General features: G+C 63.1%; 16 protein-coding genes and 2 pseudogenes. 16 read left to right on the top strand and 2 right to left on the bottom strand.

All coding sequences use genetic code 11. The annotated features are described in order from the left end of the window. Window positions 1-239 precede the first annotated feature (239 nt). Window positions 240-893: a TetR/AcrR family transcriptional regulator gene (locus BM160_RS14600; RefSeq protein WP_092006894.1), complete on the bottom strand. Its 654-nt coding sequence runs from the start codon at window positions 891-893 to the stop codon at window positions 240-242. A gap of 123 nt (window positions 894-1,016) precedes the next feature. Between BM160_RS14600 and BM160_RS14595 the strand changes: the two genes are divergently transcribed. The 8 genes from BM160_RS14595 to BM160_RS14560 all read left to right on the top strand — a co-directional run bounded on the left by BM160_RS14595 (window position 1,017) and on the right by BM160_RS14560 (window position 10,155). Beyond that, window positions 1,017-1,859, top strand: a complete 843-nt coding sequence (locus tag BM160_RS14595) for an ABC transporter ATP-binding protein (protein ID WP_092006893.1) — start codon at window positions 1,017-1,019, stop codon at window positions 1,857-1,859. Continuing rightward, window positions 1,859-2,737, top strand: coding sequence for a branched-chain amino acid ABC transporter permease (locus BM160_RS14590; RefSeq protein ID WP_092006891.1), 879 nt, complete (start codon window positions 1,859-1,861; stop codon window positions 2,735-2,737). Before BM160_RS14595 ends, BM160_RS14590 begins: the two co-directional genes overlap by 1 nt. 90 nt (window positions 2,738-2,827) lie before the next feature. Further along, window positions 2,828-3,865, top strand: a complete 1,038-nt coding sequence (locus tag BM160_RS14585) for a branched-chain amino acid ABC transporter permease (RefSeq protein WP_092006889.1) — start codon at window positions 2,828-2,830, stop codon at window positions 3,863-3,865. A 51-nt stretch (window positions 3,866-3,916) separates the two neighbouring features. Next, complete coding sequence (locus BM160_RS14580) at window positions 3,917-5,098, top strand: ABC transporter substrate-binding protein (RefSeq protein ID WP_092006993.1); 1,182 nt, start codon at window positions 3,917-3,919, stop codon at window positions 5,096-5,098. Between the two features lie 121 nt (window positions 5,099-5,219). After that, window positions 5,220-6,041 carry an ABC transporter ATP-binding protein gene (locus tag BM160_RS14575; RefSeq protein ID WP_092006887.1) on the top strand — a complete coding sequence of 274 codons (822 nt, stop codon included), beginning with the start codon at window positions 5,220-5,222 and terminating at the stop codon, window positions 6,039-6,041. Between the two features lie 168 nt (window positions 6,042-6,209). Beyond that, window positions 6,210-8,009, top strand: coding sequence for an AMP-dependent synthetase/ligase (locus BM160_RS14570; RefSeq protein WP_092006885.1), 1,800 nt, complete (start codon window positions 6,210-6,212; stop codon window positions 8,007-8,009). Window positions 8,010-8,148: 139 nt separating this feature from the next. Next, entirely contained in the window at window positions 8,149-8,937 is a 789-nt protein-coding gene (locus BM160_RS14565) for an enoyl-CoA hydratase/isomerase family protein (RefSeq protein WP_092006883.1), read from the top strand. 30 nt (window positions 8,938-8,967) lie between these two features. After that, window positions 8,968-10,155 (top strand): acetyl-CoA C-acyltransferase family protein, encoded by a 1,188-nt coding sequence (locus BM160_RS14560; RefSeq protein ID WP_092006880.1) that lies wholly within the window; start codon window positions 8,968-8,970, stop codon window positions 10,153-10,155. Window positions 10,156-10,239: 84 nt separating this feature from the next. Here the strand turns inward: BM160_RS14560 and BM160_RS14555 are convergent, their stop codons facing one another. Next, complete coding sequence (locus BM160_RS14555; protein WP_255368911.1) at window positions 10,240-11,100, bottom strand: IclR family transcriptional regulator; 861 nt, start codon at window positions 11,098-11,100, stop codon at window positions 10,240-10,242. Window positions 11,101-11,435: 335 nt separating this feature from the next. Between BM160_RS14555 and BM160_RS14550 the strand changes: the two genes are divergently transcribed. The 8 genes and pseudogenes from BM160_RS14550 to BM160_RS22320 form a co-directional block, all read left to right on the top strand. Then, window positions 11,436-12,197: an ABC transporter substrate-binding protein gene (locus BM160_RS14550; protein ID WP_092006878.1), complete on the top strand. Its 762-nt coding sequence runs from the start codon at window positions 11,436-11,438 to the stop codon at window positions 12,195-12,197. Window positions 12,198-12,278: 81 nt separating this feature from the next. Further along, a complete protein-coding gene (locus BM160_RS14545) occupies window positions 12,279-12,938 on the top strand; it encodes an amino acid ABC transporter permease (protein WP_092006876.1) in 660 nt (219 codons plus the stop codon). Then, window positions 12,935-13,666, top strand: coding sequence for an amino acid ABC transporter ATP-binding protein (locus BM160_RS14540; protein ID WP_092006874.1), 732 nt, complete (start codon window positions 12,935-12,937; stop codon window positions 13,664-13,666). The genes BM160_RS14545 and BM160_RS14540 overlap by 4 nt, the downstream gene beginning before the upstream one ends. Before the next feature lie 73 nt (window positions 13,667-13,739). Then, the gene (locus BM160_RS14535) at window positions 13,740-14,966 is read left to right on the top strand and encodes an NAD(P)/FAD-dependent oxidoreductase (RefSeq protein WP_218156619.1); all 1,227 of its coding nucleotides are present in this window, start codon (window positions 13,740-13,742) and stop codon (window positions 14,964-14,966) included. A gap of 143 nt (window positions 14,967-15,109) precedes the next feature. Beyond that, complete coding sequence (locus BM160_RS14530; protein ID WP_092006870.1) at window positions 15,110-16,378, top strand: NAD(P)/FAD-dependent oxidoreductase; 1,269 nt, start codon at window positions 15,110-15,112, stop codon at window positions 16,376-16,378. Window positions 16,379-16,437: 59 nt separating this feature from the next. Beyond that, window positions 16,438-16,803, top strand: coding sequence for a cupin domain-containing protein (locus BM160_RS14525; protein ID WP_092006868.1), 366 nt, complete (start codon window positions 16,438-16,440; stop codon window positions 16,801-16,803). Between the two features lie 13 nt (window positions 16,804-16,816). Beyond that, a pseudogene (locus tag BM160_RS14515) lies at window positions 16,817-18,272 on the top strand (NAD-dependent succinate-semialdehyde dehydrogenase). Between the two features lie 409 nt (window positions 18,273-18,681). Next, window positions 18,682-18,815, top strand: a pseudogene (locus BM160_RS22320) (IS5/IS1182 family transposase); the annotation flags it as partial.

Genomic DNA, 18,815 nt, shown 5'->3' with positions numbered 1-18,815 from the left:
TTGAGGGTGGCAATATCTATTTGGGAAGCAAGGGGCCAATCGGATTTGGGCTAATGGCCCCTCATTCCCCAACCAAAGCCCGGCTAGCTCTGGGCCTGTCCAATCGCGTCTCGGCTGCCTGAGATCTAGCTCCGTTACCCAGACCTTGCCCCGCCACCCTTTAGCTTCTCTATTTAGCGTCACCGGCCTAGCCCGCACCTCTGCGAACTGCGACCGCCTTTGATAGCGGCAGTCTCGTTCTAACGCGGCAAAATTCCATTGCGCAGAGTGGAAATGAACTGAGCCGCAATATCTTCAGGCTGGTACTCGCCAGCAGGCTGATACCAGCGTCCAATCCAGCTCAAAGCGCCTGCAATCAGGAAAGCCGTCATCTTGGGATCACACTCTTTGATGGAGCCTTGCGAAACGGCTTCGGCTACCAGACGGCGAAACTCCATATCAATGTCAGATTTCAGCCGACGCAACTCCTTGCGACTTTCCGTGGGCAGCTCTTCATCGCTGACACGGATCAAGCACATACCGAAATCCATGGTGACAATGCGCGCGTAAATGCTCATGCAGGTCATGAGCTGATCGATGGCCTTGCCACCGGCATTGCGCGTCTCCTCTATGCCCTCGAGCATCATCTGCAGGCCCTGGCGCACGCACTCGAGCAGGATCTGGTCCTTGCTTTTGACGTAGTAATACAGCGTGGGTTTGCTTACGTTCAGACGCGCCGCAATGTCATCGAGCGACGTTGCATGAAACCCGCGCTCATTGAACAGCTGCGCGGCTGCCTGCAGCACGGCATGGCGTTTGGCCTCCCGTTGCTGCGCGCGCCCGGACACCGATGCCCAGGGAGATACGAGTGCCTTGGTGGCGGCGGGTTGAGGTGCAGATGTTTTCTTGGGCATATGAGGGCCCCGGGTAAGTCCTGATGCTGGCTTGGTGAGTCGATTCCAGAATCTACTGGCAAGTAAATAGTTTACGCAAGAGTAACCCCCCTTCTGGTTCGCATAAACCCGCATAAGAGACCGATGGAGACAAACACCCCCGGCGGCCCGGCCGCCCCCCTGCTGCAGGTGGATGGCGTCACACTGACATTCGGTGGCGTGCGCGCGCTCGCAGGCGTGGGCTTTGATGTGGCCCCGGGCTCCATCACCGCCGTCATAGGCCCCAACGGTGCGGGCAAAACCTCGCTGTTCAACACCATCTCGGGCTTTTACCGGCCCACGGCGGGCTCCATCCGCTTCAAAGGCCAGGACATCACCCACGTGCCCGCACCACAGCGCGCCAAGCTGGGCCTGGGCCGCAGCTTCCAGAACATCGCGCTGTTTCGCGGCATGACAGTGCTGGACAACATCAAGCTAGGCCGCCACGCCCACCTCAAAACCAATGTGCTGGACGCGCTGCTTTACTTCGGCCGCGCCCGCCGTGAAGAGGCCGAGCTGCGCGCCGATATCGAGGAACGCATCATCGACTTTCTCGAAATCGACCATATCCGCCACGCCCCCGTTTCTGCCCTGCCCTACGGCCTGCAAAAGCGCGTTGAAATGGCCCGCGCGCTGGCCATGCAGCCGCAGATCCTGATGCTTGACGAACCCGTCGCCGGCATGAACCGCGAAGAAACCGAAGACATGGCGCGCTTCATCCTCGACGTGCGCGCCGAATGGGGTGTGACCGTGCTCATGGTCGAGCACGACATGGGCATGGTGATGGACCTGTCCGACCATGTGGTGGTGCTCAACTTCGGCCAGGTGATTGCGCAGGGCGCACCTGCCGCTGTGCAAGCCGATCCTGAGGTGATTCGCGCCTACTTGGGCTCGGGCGATGTCGGCGACCTGCGCCAGAAATTTCAGGCCCTGGCGGGAGTGGTCTGATGGATTGGGCCTACCTGTTTGAAATCTGCCTGACCGGCCTGGCCAGCGGCGGCCTGTATGCGCTGGCCGCGCTGGCCTTCGTCATGGTCTACAAGGCCACGCGCGTGGTCAACATCGCCATCGGCGAGCTGCTGATGGTCGGCGCCTACCTGTTCTTCACCTTCGCCGCCACGTTCGCGCTACCGCTGTGGCTGGCCATTCCGGCCGCCGTGCTCGGCTCTGGGCTGCTGGGCGCGGTGATAGAGCGCACCATGATCCGTCCGCTGCTGGGCGAGCCACCGATCTCGGTCTTCATGGTCACCGTCGGCCTGGGCTCGGTGCTGGTCGGCCTGGTGGAACTGATCTGGACCGCCGACCAGCGCCGCCTGCCCGAATTCATGCCTACCAAACCGGTGATGGTGGGCGAGGCCTTCCTCGCGCCCAAGGTGTTTTACGGTGCCTTGATCGCCATCGTCTTCATTGCGGCGGTGCTGCTCGTCTTTCGCTTCTGGCGCGGCGGCGTGGCGCTGCGCGCCACGGCCTCGGATCAGGCGGCAGCCTATTCCATGGGCATCAACGTGCCGCGCGTGTTCTCGCTGGCCTGGGTCGTGTCGGCCATGATCGCCGCCGTTTCCGGCATCATCGTCGGCTCGATTGGCGGCATTTCTTCATCGATGGGCCTGTTCGGCCTGTCGGTGCTGGTGGTGGTGATTGTGGGCGGCCTGGACAGCGTGCTGGGCGCGCTCATAGGCGGCCTGTTCATCGGCCTGGTGGAAGCCCTGGCCGGCTCTTACCTGGGCGGCGAATACAAGCTGCTCGCCACCTTCATCATGCTGGTGGTGGTGCTCATGCTGCGCCCTTACGGCCTGTTCGGCACCCGCGAAATCGAAAGGCTCTAAAAACATGCACCCCCACGTTCATCACTTCGTGTATTCACTGCCCCCCGAGGTGGCCCAGGCCTGCCTTGGGGCGGCCCGGCGGGAGGCCTGATGCGCATCGGAACGCTCAAGGAAAGCTACACCGCCGACGCGACGCTGTTCGATTCGCTCACGCAGAAAGTCTGGCTCGCCGTGGCCGCCGCACTGCTGCTACTGTTTCCGTTCATGGCCAGCGACTACTGGCTTTACCTGGCCTGCCTGGTCAGCATCAACGTCGCCAGCGCCACCGGGCTCAACATACTCACCGGCTACACCGGCCTGGTAAGCCTGGGCCAGGCGGCCTTCATGGGCCTGGGCGCCTACACCGTGGCGGTGCTGGAAATCCGCTACGGCACGCCGTTCCTGCTCAACATCCTGGCAGGCGGTTTCGTCGCCATGCTGGGCGGCCTGATCGTCGGCATTCCGTCGCTGCGCGTCAAAGGCCTGTACCTGGCCATCGCCACCATCGCTGCATCGTTCATCGCACATTTCCTGTTCGCCAACTTCACCTTCACCGGCGGCACGGCCGGACTCACGCTGCCGCCGGCGCGATTTTGGGGCACGGCGCTAGATACCTCGTTCCGGCTTTACTGGGTTATCGTTCCGGTCACCGTGCTGATGGTGCTGGGCGCCGCCAACCTGTTTCGCACACGCGTGGGCCGGGCCTTCATCGCCATCCGCGACCGCGACATTTCGGCCGAGGTGCTGGGCATACCGCTGCTGCGCTACAAGCTGCTGTCGTTTGGCCTGTCGTCGTTCTACGCCGGCGTCGCGGGTGGCCTCTGGGCTTACTTTTTCCGCGTCGTCACGCCCGAGAGTTTTCCGCTCCTGATGTCGATCTTTTTCCTCGCCGCCATCATCGTCGGCGGCATGGGCACCATCCTGGGCGCCATTCTTGGCGCGGTATTCATGACCATGGTGCCCGAGCTGCTCAAGCTGGTCGTCGATCTGCTGCCTGGCGGCACCGAGCTCACGGTGTTTTTGTCGCCCGTGCGCACCGTGATTTTTGGTCTGTTGATCATTGGGTTTCTGGTGTTCGAGCCGCATGGGCTCGCAGAAGTGTGGCGGCGCATTCGCCGTTTTTTCCACCTGTGGCCCTTCCGCAATTGAGCGGTGGTGCTGCCAGGCATTGAGATCGTGCAAAACGACAAGGAGACAAGCATGCAAAAGACCCTGACCTCGCAGCGCCGCCGCTCGCTGCTGCTCGCAGCCGGCGCCACGCTGGCCGCACCCCTGGCCGCACACGCGCAAGCGGGCGGCGAAGACATCGTCATCGGTGGCTCCATCCCCATGACGGGCGTGTTCGCCTTTGCCGGCGTGGGCATCAACCTCGGCATGGGCGACTATGTGAAGATGGTCAACGATGCCGGTGGCATCAAAGGCCGCAAGCTGCGCTACGTGCCCGAAGACACCGGCTACAAGGTCGATGTGTCGGTGGCCGCGTACAAGAAGATCACCAGCCAGAACAAGGTCAACCTCTATTACGGCGACTCCACCGCCTTCTCCAAAACCATCAACCCTGAGCTGGAGCGCACTGGCACCACGCTGATGACGGGCGCCTCCTTCGCCACCGAACTCAACGACCCGAAGAAGTACCCGCACCAGTTCCTGGTCGGCCCCGACTACACCGAGATGTTCGGCATCCTGCTCAAGCACATCGCCAAGGAAAAGCCCGGTGCCAAGGTGGCCTTCGTCTACTCCGATTCCGAGTTCGGCCGCGACCCCATCGACAGTAGCGAAGCGCTGGCCAAGAAGCTAGGCCTGTCGGTACCGGTGAAGATCATGACGCCAGCCGGCAGCGTGGACGTGTCCACCGAGGTCATCAAGCTGCGCCGCGCTGCGCCCGACTACACCATCTTCCACGGCTACATCCTGGCGCCCATCCCCGAGTTCATCACCCAGGGCAAGCAGATGGGCATGACCAGCAAGTGGATGGGCACCTTCTGGACCATGGACAGCTCCACCGTCATGAAAATGGGCGAGGCCGGCGACGGCTTCATGGGCGTTATGCCCTACCGCTACTACTACGACACCTCGGCCAAAGCGCCCATGCTGGACAAGATCCGCGCGCTGCGCCCCGAGTACCAGAGCACGGCCTACATCCAGGGCTTTCTCGCCGCCATGCTGTTCACCGAATCGGCCAAGCGCTGCCTCGATGCCGGCAAACCGCTCACGGGCGACAACCTCAAGGCCGCGCTCAACACCATCAAGGACTTCGACACCGGCGGCCTGATCGGCGTGCCCATCACCATCAAGGGCAACTCCATTCCCGTGGGCCGCGTCTACAAGGCCGACATGAAGGCGCAAAAAATGGTCGCTGCCTCCGACTGGATAGCTTTGTGAGCCCCCACGCTCCCCCACTGCGTGTGGGTCGCTGCCCCCCCGAGGGGGCCCGCCCTGCCTTGGGGCGGCCCGGCGGCAGGGGGAGCGTGCCCATTTCACACGTCTTCTCTCACATAACGCCATGACAGAGCACGCCGCGACGGACCACGTCCTCGAAGTCAACAACATCGAGGTCATCTACAACAAGGTGGTGCAGGCCCTGCGCGGTCTGTCGCTGGCCGTGCCGCGCGGCCAGATCGTGGCGCTGCTGGGCAGCAACGGCGCGGGAAAATCAACAACGCTCAAGGCCATCTCGGGCCTGCTCGCGCTTGAAGACGGCGAACTGGAGAACGGCAGCGTGCTGTTCAACGGCCAGTCCACAGCACGGCTGGAGCCGCAGCAGCTGGTGCGGCGCGGCCTGTCGCACGTGATGGAAGGGCGGCGCGTTTTTGAAGATCTCACGGTCGAAGAAAACCTGATCGCCGCCACCTACGCGCTCACGGGCCGGCCGGACATCAAGCCCGACTTCGACCTGGTCTACAGCTACTTTCCGCGCCTGCACGAGCGCCGCAAAGGCCTGGCCGGTTATCTGTCGGGCGGCGAGCAGCAGATGCTGGCCATAGGCCGCGCGCTGATCGCGCAGCCGCAGCTGATCCTGCTCGACGAACCCTCGCTGGGCCTGAGTCCCAAGCTGGTCGAAGACATCTTCACCATCATCGCCCGCATCAACGCCGAGCGCGGCACCTCAATGCTGCTGGTCGAGCAAAACGCCACCGTGGCACTGGCCGTGGCGCACAGCGGCTACATCATGGAAAACGGCAAGATCGTCATCGACGGCAGCGCCGAACGCCTGGCGAACGACCCCGACGTGCGCGAGTTCTACCTAGGCATGGGCGGCAGTGGCGAGGCGCGCAGCTTCAAAGACATCAAACACTACAAACGCAGAAAAAGGTGGCTCTCATGAGCCATCCCCCTGAGTCACTTCGTGCCTTCCCCCTTCTCTCGCCTCGCTGCGCGACGCGGGAAGGGGGACGCCGCCAGTGCGGCGGGGCGGCCCTTGCACGGCGGCCCTGGCCTTGGGCGCGCCAGTTTCATAGGCCACTGGCGGCACGCAGCGCAATGGATCACTGACATGCATCTCCCTGACCTGACCCTGCCGCAAATGCTGCGTGAGCGCGCCCTGGCCATGCCCGAGCGCCTCGCCATCCGGCAAAAAGACTTCGGCATCTGGAAGCCCTTTACTTGGGGCCAGTACCACCGCCGCGCCAGCCACTTTGGCCTGGGCCTGCGTGCCCTGGGTCTGCCCGAGGGCGGCCATGTCGGCGTGATTGCCGAGAACCGCATCGAGTGGGTTCTGACGCAAATGGGTGCGGGCCTGGTAGGCGCGGTGACCGTGGGCGTGTACTCCACCAGTCCCGCCTCGGAGGTGGCCTACGTGGTCGGCCATGGCGACGTGGAAATCATGGTCTGCGAAGACCAGGAGCAGACCGACAAACTGCTAGAAACACTGGCCCAGTTGCCGCGCCTGCGCAAGATCATCGTCATGGAAACAAAGGGCCTGCGCAGCTTCTCGCCCGAAGTGCGCGACCTGATCGTGACCTTTGCCGAAGTTGAAAAAGCCGGCGCTGCAGCCGGCAACAGCGCGCTGATAGACGCCGCGCTGGCGCACCAAAAGCTCGACGACATCGGCCTCATGATCTACACCTCGGGCTCCACCGGCAAGCCCAAGGGCGCGATGATTTCGTGGCGCAATATGCGCGGCGTGGTGCCCGGCATCGTCGAGCGCCTGGGCATCACGGGCGCCACCAGCCACCTGTCCTACCTGCCGCTGTGCCATGTGGCCGAGCAGATGCTGACCACCTTTGTGCCGGTATACATAGGCTCACAAGTGAACTTCGGCGAATCGATACGCACCGTGCAGGAAGACCTGCGTGAGGTCGCGCCCACCATGTTTCTTGGCGTGCCGCGCATCTGGGAAAAAATGCACGCCACGCTCAGCATCAAGCTGCAGGAAACCGGCGGTCTGCGCCGCAAGCTGTTCGACCAGGCCTATGCCGCCTGCCTGCCGCTGGCCGAAAAACCGCGCAGCGCCTGGACGCTGGGCGACAAGGCGAAATACCGCGCGAGCTACTGGCTGATCTTTCGCGCACTGCGAAACTTCATAGGCCTGCGCAATGTGGCGGTGGCGCTCACCGGCGCCGCGCCAATTGCGCCCGACGTGGTGCGCTTTTTCCGCGTGCTCGGCGTGCCGCTGATCGAGGTCTATGGCCTGACCGAATCCACCGGCATGGTGCTGGGCCACGAACCGCGCGATGTGCTGATAGGCACCGTGGGACAACCCACGCTGGGCGTGGAGCACCGCCTGGCCGACAACGGCGAGCTGCTGCTGCGCGGCGACATGGTGTTTGCCGGCTACTACAAGAACCCCGAAGCCACGGCCAGCAGCATCATCGACGGCTGGCTGCACACCGGCGACGTGGTGCGCGAGGAGCGCGGCCAATTGAAGATCGTCGACCGCCTGAAAGACATCATGATCACCGCCGGCGGCAAAAACCTCACGCCGTCCGAGATCGAAAACACCATGAAGGGCAGTCCCTTCATCAAGGAATGCATCATCGTCGCCGAGGCGCGCAAGTTCGTGGCCGCGCTGGTCATGATCGACTTTGAAACCGTCGGCAAATGGGCCGAGGCGCAGCGCATTTCATTCACGCATTTCCGCTCGCTGGTCGAGCTGCCGCAGGTGCGAGCGCTGATCGACGCCGAGATCGGCCAGGGCAACCAGCGCCTGGCCCAGGTCTCGCAGATCCGCAAGTTCCATTTGCTCACCAAGGAGCTGGACCATGACGACGGCGAAGTCACGGCGACCATGAAGGTGCGCCGCTCCAGCATCTACAAAACCTACGCCACAGAAATCGAGGCGCTGTACCGCTAGTACGCCGCCGCCCACGCAGACAGTCAGCCCTTCATCAAAAACAGGAGCAGCCAGCGCACGTGTACCTTAGCTTTCAAGCCATTTCCTCTTGAAATACTTGCTACACCAGCGCCAGGCGCTCCTTTTTCAGGAGTAACTCATGAGCACCCCCTCCTCCGCGCCGCTGCAGTTTGAACGACACGGCGCCATAGCAACGCTGCGCTTTGCGCGCCCAGAAGCCCTGAACGCCATCAATGTGCCCATGGCGCAGGCGCTGCTCAGCGCCGCGCGCCAGCTCGCCGCCGACCCCACGGTGCGCGCCGTGGTGCTGTGCGGCGCGGGCAAGGGCTTTATGGCCGGCGGCGATTTGGCCACGCTGCGCGCCGACCCGGTGCAGGGCGCGGCCGACCTGTTGGGCCCGCTCAACGAAGTGCTGCAGGTGTTTGCCACCATGAACGCGCCGCTGATTGCGCAGGTGCACGGCGTGGCCGCCGGCGCGGGCCTGTCACTGATGCTGCAGGCCGACTTTGTCATCGCCGCCGAAGGCACGCGCTTCAACCTGGCCTATATCAACCTGGGCACCAGCTGCGACGTAGGCGCCTCATGGGCGCTGCCACGCCTGGTCGGCCTGCGCAAGGCGCTCGAGATCGCGCTACTCGGCGACACCCTGACCAGTGCCGACGCCGAGCGCCTGGGCCTGGTCAACCGCGTGGTGCCGGTCGACCAGCTTGATGCCGAAGTGCAAAAATTGGCCGAGCGCCTGGCCAAGGGCCCCACGCTGGCCTACGGCGCGATGAAACGCCTGATGCGAGAGTCCTTTGAGCGCAACCTGGGCGCGCAGCTTGCGGCCGAAACCACGGCGTTTGCCGGCTGCGCCGCCACGCAGGACATGAAGGACGGCATCGAGGCCTTCTTCGCCAAGCAGCCCGCCACCTTCCACGGCCGCTAAGCCCATCACCATCAACATCAGGACCGCATCATGAGCTTCCCAGACATCTTCGTCATCGCCACTGCGCGCACCGCCATCGGCACCTTTGGCGGCGCGCTCAAAGACGTTCCCAACACCCAGCTCGCCACCACCGCCGTGCGCGCCGCCATAGAGCGCAGCGGCCTCGCGCCCGATGCCATCGGCCATGTGGTGATGGGCAACGTGATCCCCACCGACACGAATGACGCCTACCTGGCTCGTGTGGCCGCCATCGACGCCGGCTGCCCGATCGAGACACCGGCCTTCAACGTCAACCGCCTGTGCGGCTCGGGACTGCAAGCCATCATTTCGGCGGCGCAGGCGATTGGCTACGGCGACTGCGACATCGCCATAGGCGGCGGATCCGAATCCATGAGCCGCGGCCCCTACTTCGACCAGGCCGCGCGCTACGGCGCGCGCATGGGCGACACCAAAAGCATCGACTACATGCTGGGCATCCTGCACGACCCCTGGCAAAAAATGCACATGGGCATCACCGCAGAAAACGTCGCCGAGCGCTACCAGATCACGCGCGAAATGCAGGACCAGCTGGCCTATGAGAGCCAGCGCCGCGCCGTCGCCGCCATTGCCGCCGGTCGCTTCTTGGAACAGATCGCCCCGGTCGAGATTGCCACGCGCAAAGGCGTCGTGCTGTTCGACACCGACGAGCATGTGCGCGCCAACACCACGCTCGACGTACTGGCCGGCATGAAGCCCGCATTCAAGAAAGACGGCGGCAGCGTCACCGCCGGCAACGCCTCGGGCATCAACGACGGCGCTAGCGCCGTGGTGCTGGCCTCGGGCGCACGCGTACAGGCGCTAGGCCTCAAACCGCTGGCACGTCTGGTCGGCTACGCCCACGCTGGCGTCGAACCCGCCTACATGGGCATAGGCCCGGTGCCGGCTACGCAAAAAGTGCTGCAGCGCACCGGTCTGAAGGTGCAAGACCTGGACGTGATCGAATCCAACGAAGCCTTCGCCGCCCAGGCCTGCGCCGTCATACAACAGCTCGGCTTGGACCCGGCCAAGGTCAATCCCAACGGTTCAGGCATCTCGCTCGGCCACCCGGTCGGCGCGACCGGCGCCATCATCACCACCAAGGCGATTGCCGAGCTGCACCGCACTGGCGGGCGCTATGCACTGGTGACCATGTGCATTGGCGGCGGCCAGGGCATTGCGGCGATCTTTGAGCGCGTGTAAACAGGATGAATGAGCCAGCTCGTCGCTGAGACTTGAACACCACACTGTGCAAACCGAGGTTCGCAGGGGTGCTCAGCGGCGAGGCTAGCTCAGCGCCGCCACATCAGAGCCGCCCTCGCCGCGCGGTATCCGCAGCTCGGTGCGAAACGGCCGCTGCGCTGCCAGGTTGGGCGGCGTGGTGGAGATCAGGCGCGCTGTCTCCAGCATCAGCGGCACGAACTTGGTGATCGCGCGTTTGACGGTCCATGCCGCCGACGACACGGAGAGGTTGAGCCCGGCAATGACATTGCCCGCCGTATCCCGCACCGGTACCGCCAGGGCCAGATCGCCGCGATAGAACTCCTCATTGCAGTAGGCAAATCCGTCCTCGCGCGCTTGTTGCACCAGCGCCAGCAGCGCCTCCACATCGGTTTCCGTTTTCGGCGTGTAGCGCACCCGGTCGCTGCGGTCCAGGATGGTACGCGCCGCATCGTCTGACAGGCCGGACAAATAAGTGCGCCCGGTCGAGGCGCAAAACATGGGAATGCGCTGCCCGATAGGCATGTGCATGATCAGGCGCACCAGGCTGGAGAAGCGCCCGATGTACACCATGCTGTCGCCTGCGGGTTCGGCCAGATTCACCGTCTCGCCGGTGCGTTGATTCAGGTCCAGCAAATAGGGATTCGCGCGCTCAAGCAAGGGGTGGGACTGCAGATACTGGTAGCCCGCGTCCAGATTGGACGAAGAAAGGGAGTAGCGTTTCGAGTACGGATCCTTGTTCAGCATGCCCAGCGCTTCCAGCGTGAAAGCAAAGCGCTGTGCCGCACTCTTGGAGATGCCGACGGCCGCGGCGATCTCCGGCAGGCTCATGGAGGAGCGCTCGGAGTTGAACGCTTTCAACACCGACACGCCAGTGGCCAGCGACTGCACGTACAAGGTAGACGATTCCGGGTTCACAGAGCTCATGTTGGCCAATCCACAGGCTTGGCACATGGTGCGCCAAGCCCAAAAATAAAATCGCTAAAAAATATACATCTACTGTATAGAAATACGATTCACTATTTCTTTCTTGCCCAAGGAATTCGGCAAAAATCAATGAATCCGAGGGTAAATCCTAGGAATTTATGGCCACAGAGCCTAATCAATTCAGACTTTTTTCAGTAATATCACAGCCATGAATCGTTAAACAATTCATGTGTATCGCAATACGATACGACTTCATTCACTCGACTGATCTGTTCCGCAAGGCATCCAGCCCCGTCACCCTAGTGCGGCACTGGATCAAACACTGAAAGCTTCTCATGTTGAAAATTGCTCTGAAATCGCTGGTGGCTGCAGCCTCCATGGCCTTCGCCTTGTCGTCAGCCCAGGCGCAGCAACCCGTCATCAAGGTAGGCGCCACGCCCACCGCCGTACCCTTCAACTTCCTCAACCCCAAGACCAACGCGCTGGAAGGCGTGATGGTGGACGTGGCCCATGCGGTGGGCAAGGAGCTGGGTGTCACGCCGGAGATCTCGGGCATACCTTTTGCCACGCTGATCCCTTCGCTGCAAACGAAAAAGATCGACCTGATCTCATCGGCCTTTGCCAAGACCCCGGCGCGCGCTGAAGTCGTGGACTTCTCGGACATCGTGCTGACCTACAAGGAAGCCCTGCTGGTGCCCATGAAGGACACCACAGCCTACCGTAACTACGACGACCTCAAAGGCAAGGTCGTGGGCGTACAGATGGGCACGTCTTATGTCGAGCCGCTCAAAGCCGTCCAGGGCTTCAAGGAACTGAAGATGTACGACACCATGGCCGATCTGGTGCGCGACATCGCCCTGGGCCGCGTGGACGCCGGTTTTGGTGACGGTCCGGTCGTGGCCTATCAGGTGCGCATGTCCGCCTCCAAGCAAGTGCGCCTGGTCGACACCTACCAAAGCCTGCTGGCCACCGACATCGCTCTGGCCGTGCGCAAGGGCGACACCGAGATGCTGGCCAAGCTCAACACGGCCGTTGCCAAGATCAAGAAAAACGGCGTACTGGCAGGCATCCTGAAAAAATGGGGCGTGCCGCAGTAACGCCACCACCCGACCCTGTGAGCCCCGCCCTTCCTGGGCGCCGGGCTCACAGACTTTGTTCGTCTTTGCCGAGGCTCCCAAATGTTTGACACTTTTTTCAGCGATGCGGTTGAGTACCTTCCCGTCCTCATGCAGGGGGTCTTGACGACCATCGCCATCACCGTTGCAGCGTTGCTCATCGCCACGCTTTTAGGCCTTTTCTGGGCCTTGCTGCGCGTTTCGGGCATCAGCCCCCTGGCCCATGCCAGCCGCATTCTCACCAACGTGATCCGGGGTATCCCGATCGTCGTCGTGCTGTTCTACATGTACTTCGTGATGCCCGACTTCGGCATCAGCCTGAGCGCATTCCAGGCCGGTGCGCTGGGCCTGGGCATTGCGTACTCGTCCTATATGGCCGAGGTGTTCCGCGCCGGCATAGACGCCGTGGATACGGGCCAGTACGAGGCCGCCCAATCGCTGGGCATGTCGCGCACCATGCTGATGCGCCGCGTGATCTTTCCGCAAGCCTTCAAGATCGCACTGCCCCCGTATGGCAACAACCTGGTGATGATGCTCAAGGACTCGTCCCAGACCGCAGTGATCACCGTCGTCGAGTTGTCCATGCAGAGCAAGCTGATCTCTGCCGCCACCTTCAAGAGCGCCACCATCTTCACGCTGGTGGCCCTGATTTATCTCGCCATGAGCCTGCCCATGATGTATGGCGTGGGCAAGCTGGAGCGCCGCCTGGGGAACCGAAAATGATCAAGATCGAGCAACTAAGCAAGTCCTACGGTACCCACCAGGTTCTATCTAACATCGACGCCGAGATCCAGCGCGGCGAAGTGGTCTGCCTGATTGGCCCCTCGGGCTCCGGCAAATCGACCATGCTGCGCTGTATCAACGGCCTCGAACAGTACCAGGGCGGCAGCATCACCATTGACGGCGAGCGCGTGAACGCGAATTCGGCCAGCATCCAGAAGATCCGCCAGCGCGTGTCCATGGTGTTCCAGCGCTTCAACCTCTTTCCGCACCGCACCGCGCTGGAAAATGTGATGGAGGGACCCGTCTACGTCAAAAATGAGAGCGTCACCGAGGCATCGGAGCGTGCACGCGACATCCTGGCTTCGGTGGGCCTGGCGGAAAAAATGGCCCATTACCCCAACCAGCTGTCGGGTGGGCAACAGCAGCGCGTGGCGATTGCGCGGGCGCTGGCCATGCAGCCCGACGCCATTCTGTTTGACGAACCCACGTCGGCGCTGGACCCGGAACTGGTCGGCGAAGTGCTGGGGGTGATACGCAAGCTGGCAGAAAAAGGCATGACCATGGTCATCGTGACCCATGAGATGAAATTCGCCCGCGAGGTCTCTAACCGGGTGCTGTTCCTCGACGGCGGTCGCATTGCCGAGCAAGGCCCCTCCGAGCAGGTCCTGACCCAGCCCCGTAATGAGCGCATGCAGGACTTCCTGCGCCGCGTCACGCATGCCGAGTAGCGTCATGGGCGCCGGATTTTCCACGCCCTCGGCGTCACTCTGGGCCGCCACGGCGTCACCACGCACCGCATCCATGACGTTGCAAGCCCCGCTCCAGGTCGACGTGGCCATCATCGGGGGCGGCTTCACCGGACTGTCGGCGGCCCTGCACCTGGCCCAGGCCGGCGTCAACGCCGCCTTGTTCGAGGCCTTTGAAATCGGCCACCGCGCCTCTGGCCGCAATGGCGGCCAAGTCGTTCCCGGCTTCAAGCCCTCACCCTCGGCACTGATCAAGCGATTCGGAGAACCTGCCGCGCGCCGCATGATGCGCCTTGGCTACGGCTGCGCCGACGATTTGTTCGCGCTCGTGGAACGCCACCAGATCGACTGCCAGCCGACGCGCAATGGCTGGCTGCAGGGCGCTTATTCCCAGGCCTCCAGCGACTACCTGGGCCAGCGTTCCCGGGAAATCAACGCTTATGGCGGCAGCACCAGCTACCTAGACCGGGACGCGCTGCGCGCCGCTACGGGCTCAGCCTACTGGCCTTCGGGCCTGCTCGAACAAAGCGCCGGTGCCGTGCAACCCCTGGCCTATGCCCGGGGCTTGGCAAGAGCCGCGTCCGACCTCGGGGCCGCGCTGTATGACTATTCGCCGGTTCAGGCTATCGCCGCCGCAGCGCGGGGATTTCAGCTGCAGGTCAACGGCCATGCGGTGCACGCCCAAAAGGTCATCGTGGCGACCGATGCCTACACCGACCAACTGGTCCCCCAAGTCGCACAGTCCTATGTGAATGTCGCCAGCGCGCAAATCGCCACCGATCCCCTGCCCGCCTCATTGCAGCAGCGCCTGTTACCGCTGCGCGCCGGCATCTCCGAAACCCGCAAGATCACCTACTACTGCCGCCTCGACCCCGAAGGTCGCTTCGTGATTGGCGGCCGGGGCCGCAACAGCGACAAGCTCGACCCTGCCACTCGCGAGCAATTGCGCCAAGCGGCCTGCCAGCGCTTCCCGGAGTTGCACGATGTGGCTTTCAGCCACGGCTGGGCCTGCCGCGTCGGGATGACCATAGACGATCTGCCCCACCTGCACCAGCTGGCGGATGGCTTATGGACTGCCTACGGCTACTGCGGCCGGGGCGTTGCCATGGGCACCGCCCTGGGACGAGTGCTGGGCGAAGCCGTGCGCGGCACACCTGCGGCCGCACTGGAATATCCGGTCACGCCCGTCAAGCGGCTGCCCCTGTATCCCGTGCGCCAGATCAGCGCGATGGCCGCGCTGCAGTGGTACCGGCTACGCGACGCGATGGGCTACCCCGGCTGATGCCTGGGCCGGCCTGCGCCGCAACAGGCGGCGGCAGGCCAGGCCTTGAACACAACACAACAGTCCGTTGCCTGGCGGCTGCGGCGGGAATTAACCCGCCTTGTCGCCATGCTCATTCACCTATCTCTTTTCTTACCCGCACCATGCCCTCCTCACTTCCACAGCAAGTCGACGTTGCCATCATTGGCGGCGGCATCATCGGCATCAGTACCGCCTGGGCACTGACCAAGGCCGGCTTACGTGTCGCCGTTTTTGAAAAAGGCGTTCTGGCGGGCGAACAATCGTCCCGCAACTGGGGCTGGATCCGCAGCATAGGCCGCGACCCGGCCGAGCTGCCGCTGGCCCACCGCGCCAACAGCCTGTGGCGCGAGATCCAGCAGCAAGTCAACGTCGGCTACCGGCAGGTCGGCCTGGCCTACCTGGGCGAAAACGCGGCCGACCAGGCCGAGCTGAACAAGTGGCTTGACTCTGCCCAGCAGCACCCCACGGGTGCGCGCCTGCTCACCGGAGATGCCGTGAACCAGGTGCTGGCAGAACCATCCCAGCGCCCATGGAGCAGTGCACTGCACAGCGCTGAGGACGGAGTGGCCGAGCCCCAACTCGCCACCGCAGGCATAGCGCAGCTGGCGCGCGCCGCAGGATGCCAGATTTTTGAACAATGCGCCGTGCGCGGCTTGGACATCGCGGGCGGCCGGGCCGCAGGCGTCATCACAGAACACGGCCGGGTGGCGGCCGACCGCGTGGTGCTGGCCGGTGGCGCCTGGAGCCGCCTGATGTGCGGCAACACCGGCGTCTTCCTGCCACAACTCAAGGTGCACGGATCCGCGCTGCGCACGGACGCCCTGCCCACAGGCTTGGACCTGGCGGTCAACGGCAAGGAATTCACCTGCCGCCCCCGGGCGGATGGCGGCTACACGGTGTCCAAACTCTCGGCCTCGGTGGCCGATGTGACGCCCGACAGCATTCGTCTGCTGCCGCTTTTCTTCCGGGCCTGGATGGCGCAAAAGCAGTTTCTCAAGATCCGCTTCGGGCGGCGCTTTTTTGAAGAGCTGTTCACACCCACGCGCTTTGCGCTCGACAAGCCCACGCCCTTCGAAAAAACCCGCACGCTCGACCCCGGGCCCAACACGAGCTCCGTGCATGCCGCGCTGCGGCAACTGCAGCAGGCCTTCCCGGCTTTCAAAGGTGCGCAGGTGGCCCAGGCCTGGGGCGGCATGATGGACGTCACGCCCGACGCCCTGCCCGTGATCTCGGCGGTGGACGCCATCCCTGGCTTCTTCATTGGCACCGGTTTCAGCGGCCACGGTTTTGGCATAGGCCCGGCCGCCGGCGAGCTGCTGGCCCAACTGGTACAAGGCATAGCTCCCACCGTCGAGCACCACGCCTTTCGCCTCTCGCGGTTTCGCGCCTAAGGACGCGGCAGCCCGCGCCCCCTCACCTCATTTGCCCCCCCCCAAGGAGTACCGATTCCATGACAAGCCCTCAAGCCAAGCTGGTGCGCTGGCAAACCGCCGAACTGATCAATCCAGTCATAGGCGCCCCCAAACGCCCAATGTCCGGCAGCACCCAGACCCAAACCATGAATGTCTTTGAAGGCCATGCAGGCAAGGCCTCGGCCGGCGTCTGGCAAGCCACCGCAGGCAGCTTCCGCTCGGACACTACCGGCTACATCGAGTTCTGCCACATCGTGGAGGGCAGCTGCCGCGTCGTCGATCCGGACGGCACGGTGCACGCCCTGAAAGCGGGTGATCCCTTCGTCATGCCCGAAGACTACAAAGGCCACTGGGAAGTGGACGAGTTCGTCAAGAAGGTCTATTTCGTGACCGTCATCGCCTAAAGGTGCTTCGCCCATGGCACACATCATCACCGAATGCAGCGCAGAGCCTGCAGTCCTGAGCTGCATCATCAATGGCGCCCCTGCCGGCAACGCCCAGCAGCCCATCAATGTCATCAACCCCTTCGATGGCTCCTTGCTGGCCAAAGTTGCCGAGTGTGGGCAAGCCGATGCCAAGGCTGCTGTCGATGCGGCGGCCAAGGCGTTCCCCGAGCTAACGCACGGCGGCGGAGCGCTCGGGCCTGCTGCGCAAGTGGTTTGACCTCATCAAGGCCAACACCCAGGCCCTGGCCACCCAGCTGACCCTGGAGCAAGGCAAGTCCATCACCGAGGCCCAGGGCGAGATCGCCTACGCGGCCAGTTTCATTGAGTGGTTCGCCGAGGAAGGCAAGCGCGTCTACGGCGAGACCATCCCATCGCCGGCCAAGGACAAGTTCCTCATGGTGGTGAACCAGCCCGTGGGGGTTACCGCGGCCATAACGCCCTGGAACTTCCCTGCAGCGATGATCACCCGCAAAGCAGCGCCCGCACTGGCGGCCGGCTGCACCATGGTGATCAAGCCATCGGAGCTGACCCCTCTGACCGCCCTGTCCCTGGTAGCGTTGGCCTATGAAGCAGGCATCCCCGCGGGCGTCATCAGCGTCGTCGTAGGCGATGCCCGCGCCATCGGCGGTGAATGGATGCAGGACTCGCGCGTGCGCAAGGTTTCGTTTACCGGCTCCACCGCCGTCGGCAAGATTCTGTACGCGCAGTCTGCCGATACCGTGAAGAAGCTCTCCCTGGAGCTAGGCGGCAACGCCCCCTTCATCGTTTTCGAGGATGCCGACATCGATGCAGCCGTCGAAGGCGCCATGGTGTCCAAGTACCGCAACTCGGGCCAGACCTGTGTATGCGCCAACCGTTTCTTTGTTCAGGCCGGTGTCTACGACGCCTTCGTGCAGAAGTTCTCCGCCAAGGTCAAGCAACTCAAGCTGGGCAACGGTCTGAATGCCGGCGTCAACCAGGGCCCGCTGATCAATGTCCAAGCCATTGAGAAGGTAGAGCAACACATAGCGCAAGCCGTGGCAGCCGGCGCTACCGTGGTGTGTGGCGGCCAGCGCAGCGATGTCGGCGAGCTGTTCTTCGAGCCCACGATCCTCTCCAATGTCCCATTGGATGCCCTGTGCATGCAATGCGAGAGCTTCGGCCCCTTGGCTCCCATTGCAAAGTTCACGTCCGAGAGCGAAATGCTGGACCATGTCAACGAAGCGGACGTTGGCCTGGCATCTTATTTCTATAGCAAAGACATGAGCCGCTGCCTGCGTGTGTCCCAGAAGCTGGAGTCCGGCATGGTGGGCGTGAACACCGGCCTGATCTCTAACGAGGTGGCCCCGTTCGGAGGGGTCAAAGAATCCGGACTGGGCCGCGAGGGTTCACGCCATGGCATTTCGGAGTACACCGAGATGAAGTACGTGTGTTTCGGCGGCCTGTGAGCGGCGAGTGAGGAAATGAGCGCTTAGGTCGAAAGGCCTGGGCCCTTTACCTTTGGACCCACGACCTTGTCCAGCACTGTGTGGGCTTGCACTTGATGCCATTGGGTTTTAAGAAAGCTGACGGTGGCGGGCGCCCGCTTTCGCTGCGTTGCTGACGATCAAAGGGGGTCGGCGACCGACTACAAGAGACTGACTGCTGACACGGGCTTATCTAAGCCGCGCGCTCAATCTGTTTGCCGTTGCCTTGAGGTTGGTAGCCTGCACAAACGAAATGGCAGGGAAAATGATCCGCCCCAAGCCCCTAGCAGGCTGCTGAAATACCTCGGAGCGGAGTCCGCCAATACGCAAGCTCCAACGTTTATCTCAGGTAGCCCATTTTTCCATCACCAGATACAAGCAATTCAATTCCATGCGCGGAGCCGACACCTTCACCGAAAGCCTGTTCACGATGCGCCATCTGGAAGACTTTGTGCCAAGTAATCATCCCCTGCGGCCCATACGCCAGATGGTCAACGAGGCTTTGGTGAAGATGGATACGCTGTT

This window comes from Polaromonas sp. OV174, assembly GCF_900112285.1.
GTDB lineage: Bacteria > Pseudomonadota > Gammaproteobacteria > Burkholderiales > Burkholderiaceae_C > Polaromonas.
Note: the sequence above shows the minus strand (reverse complement) of the source record. Positions and strands in the feature narration are given on the sequence as shown.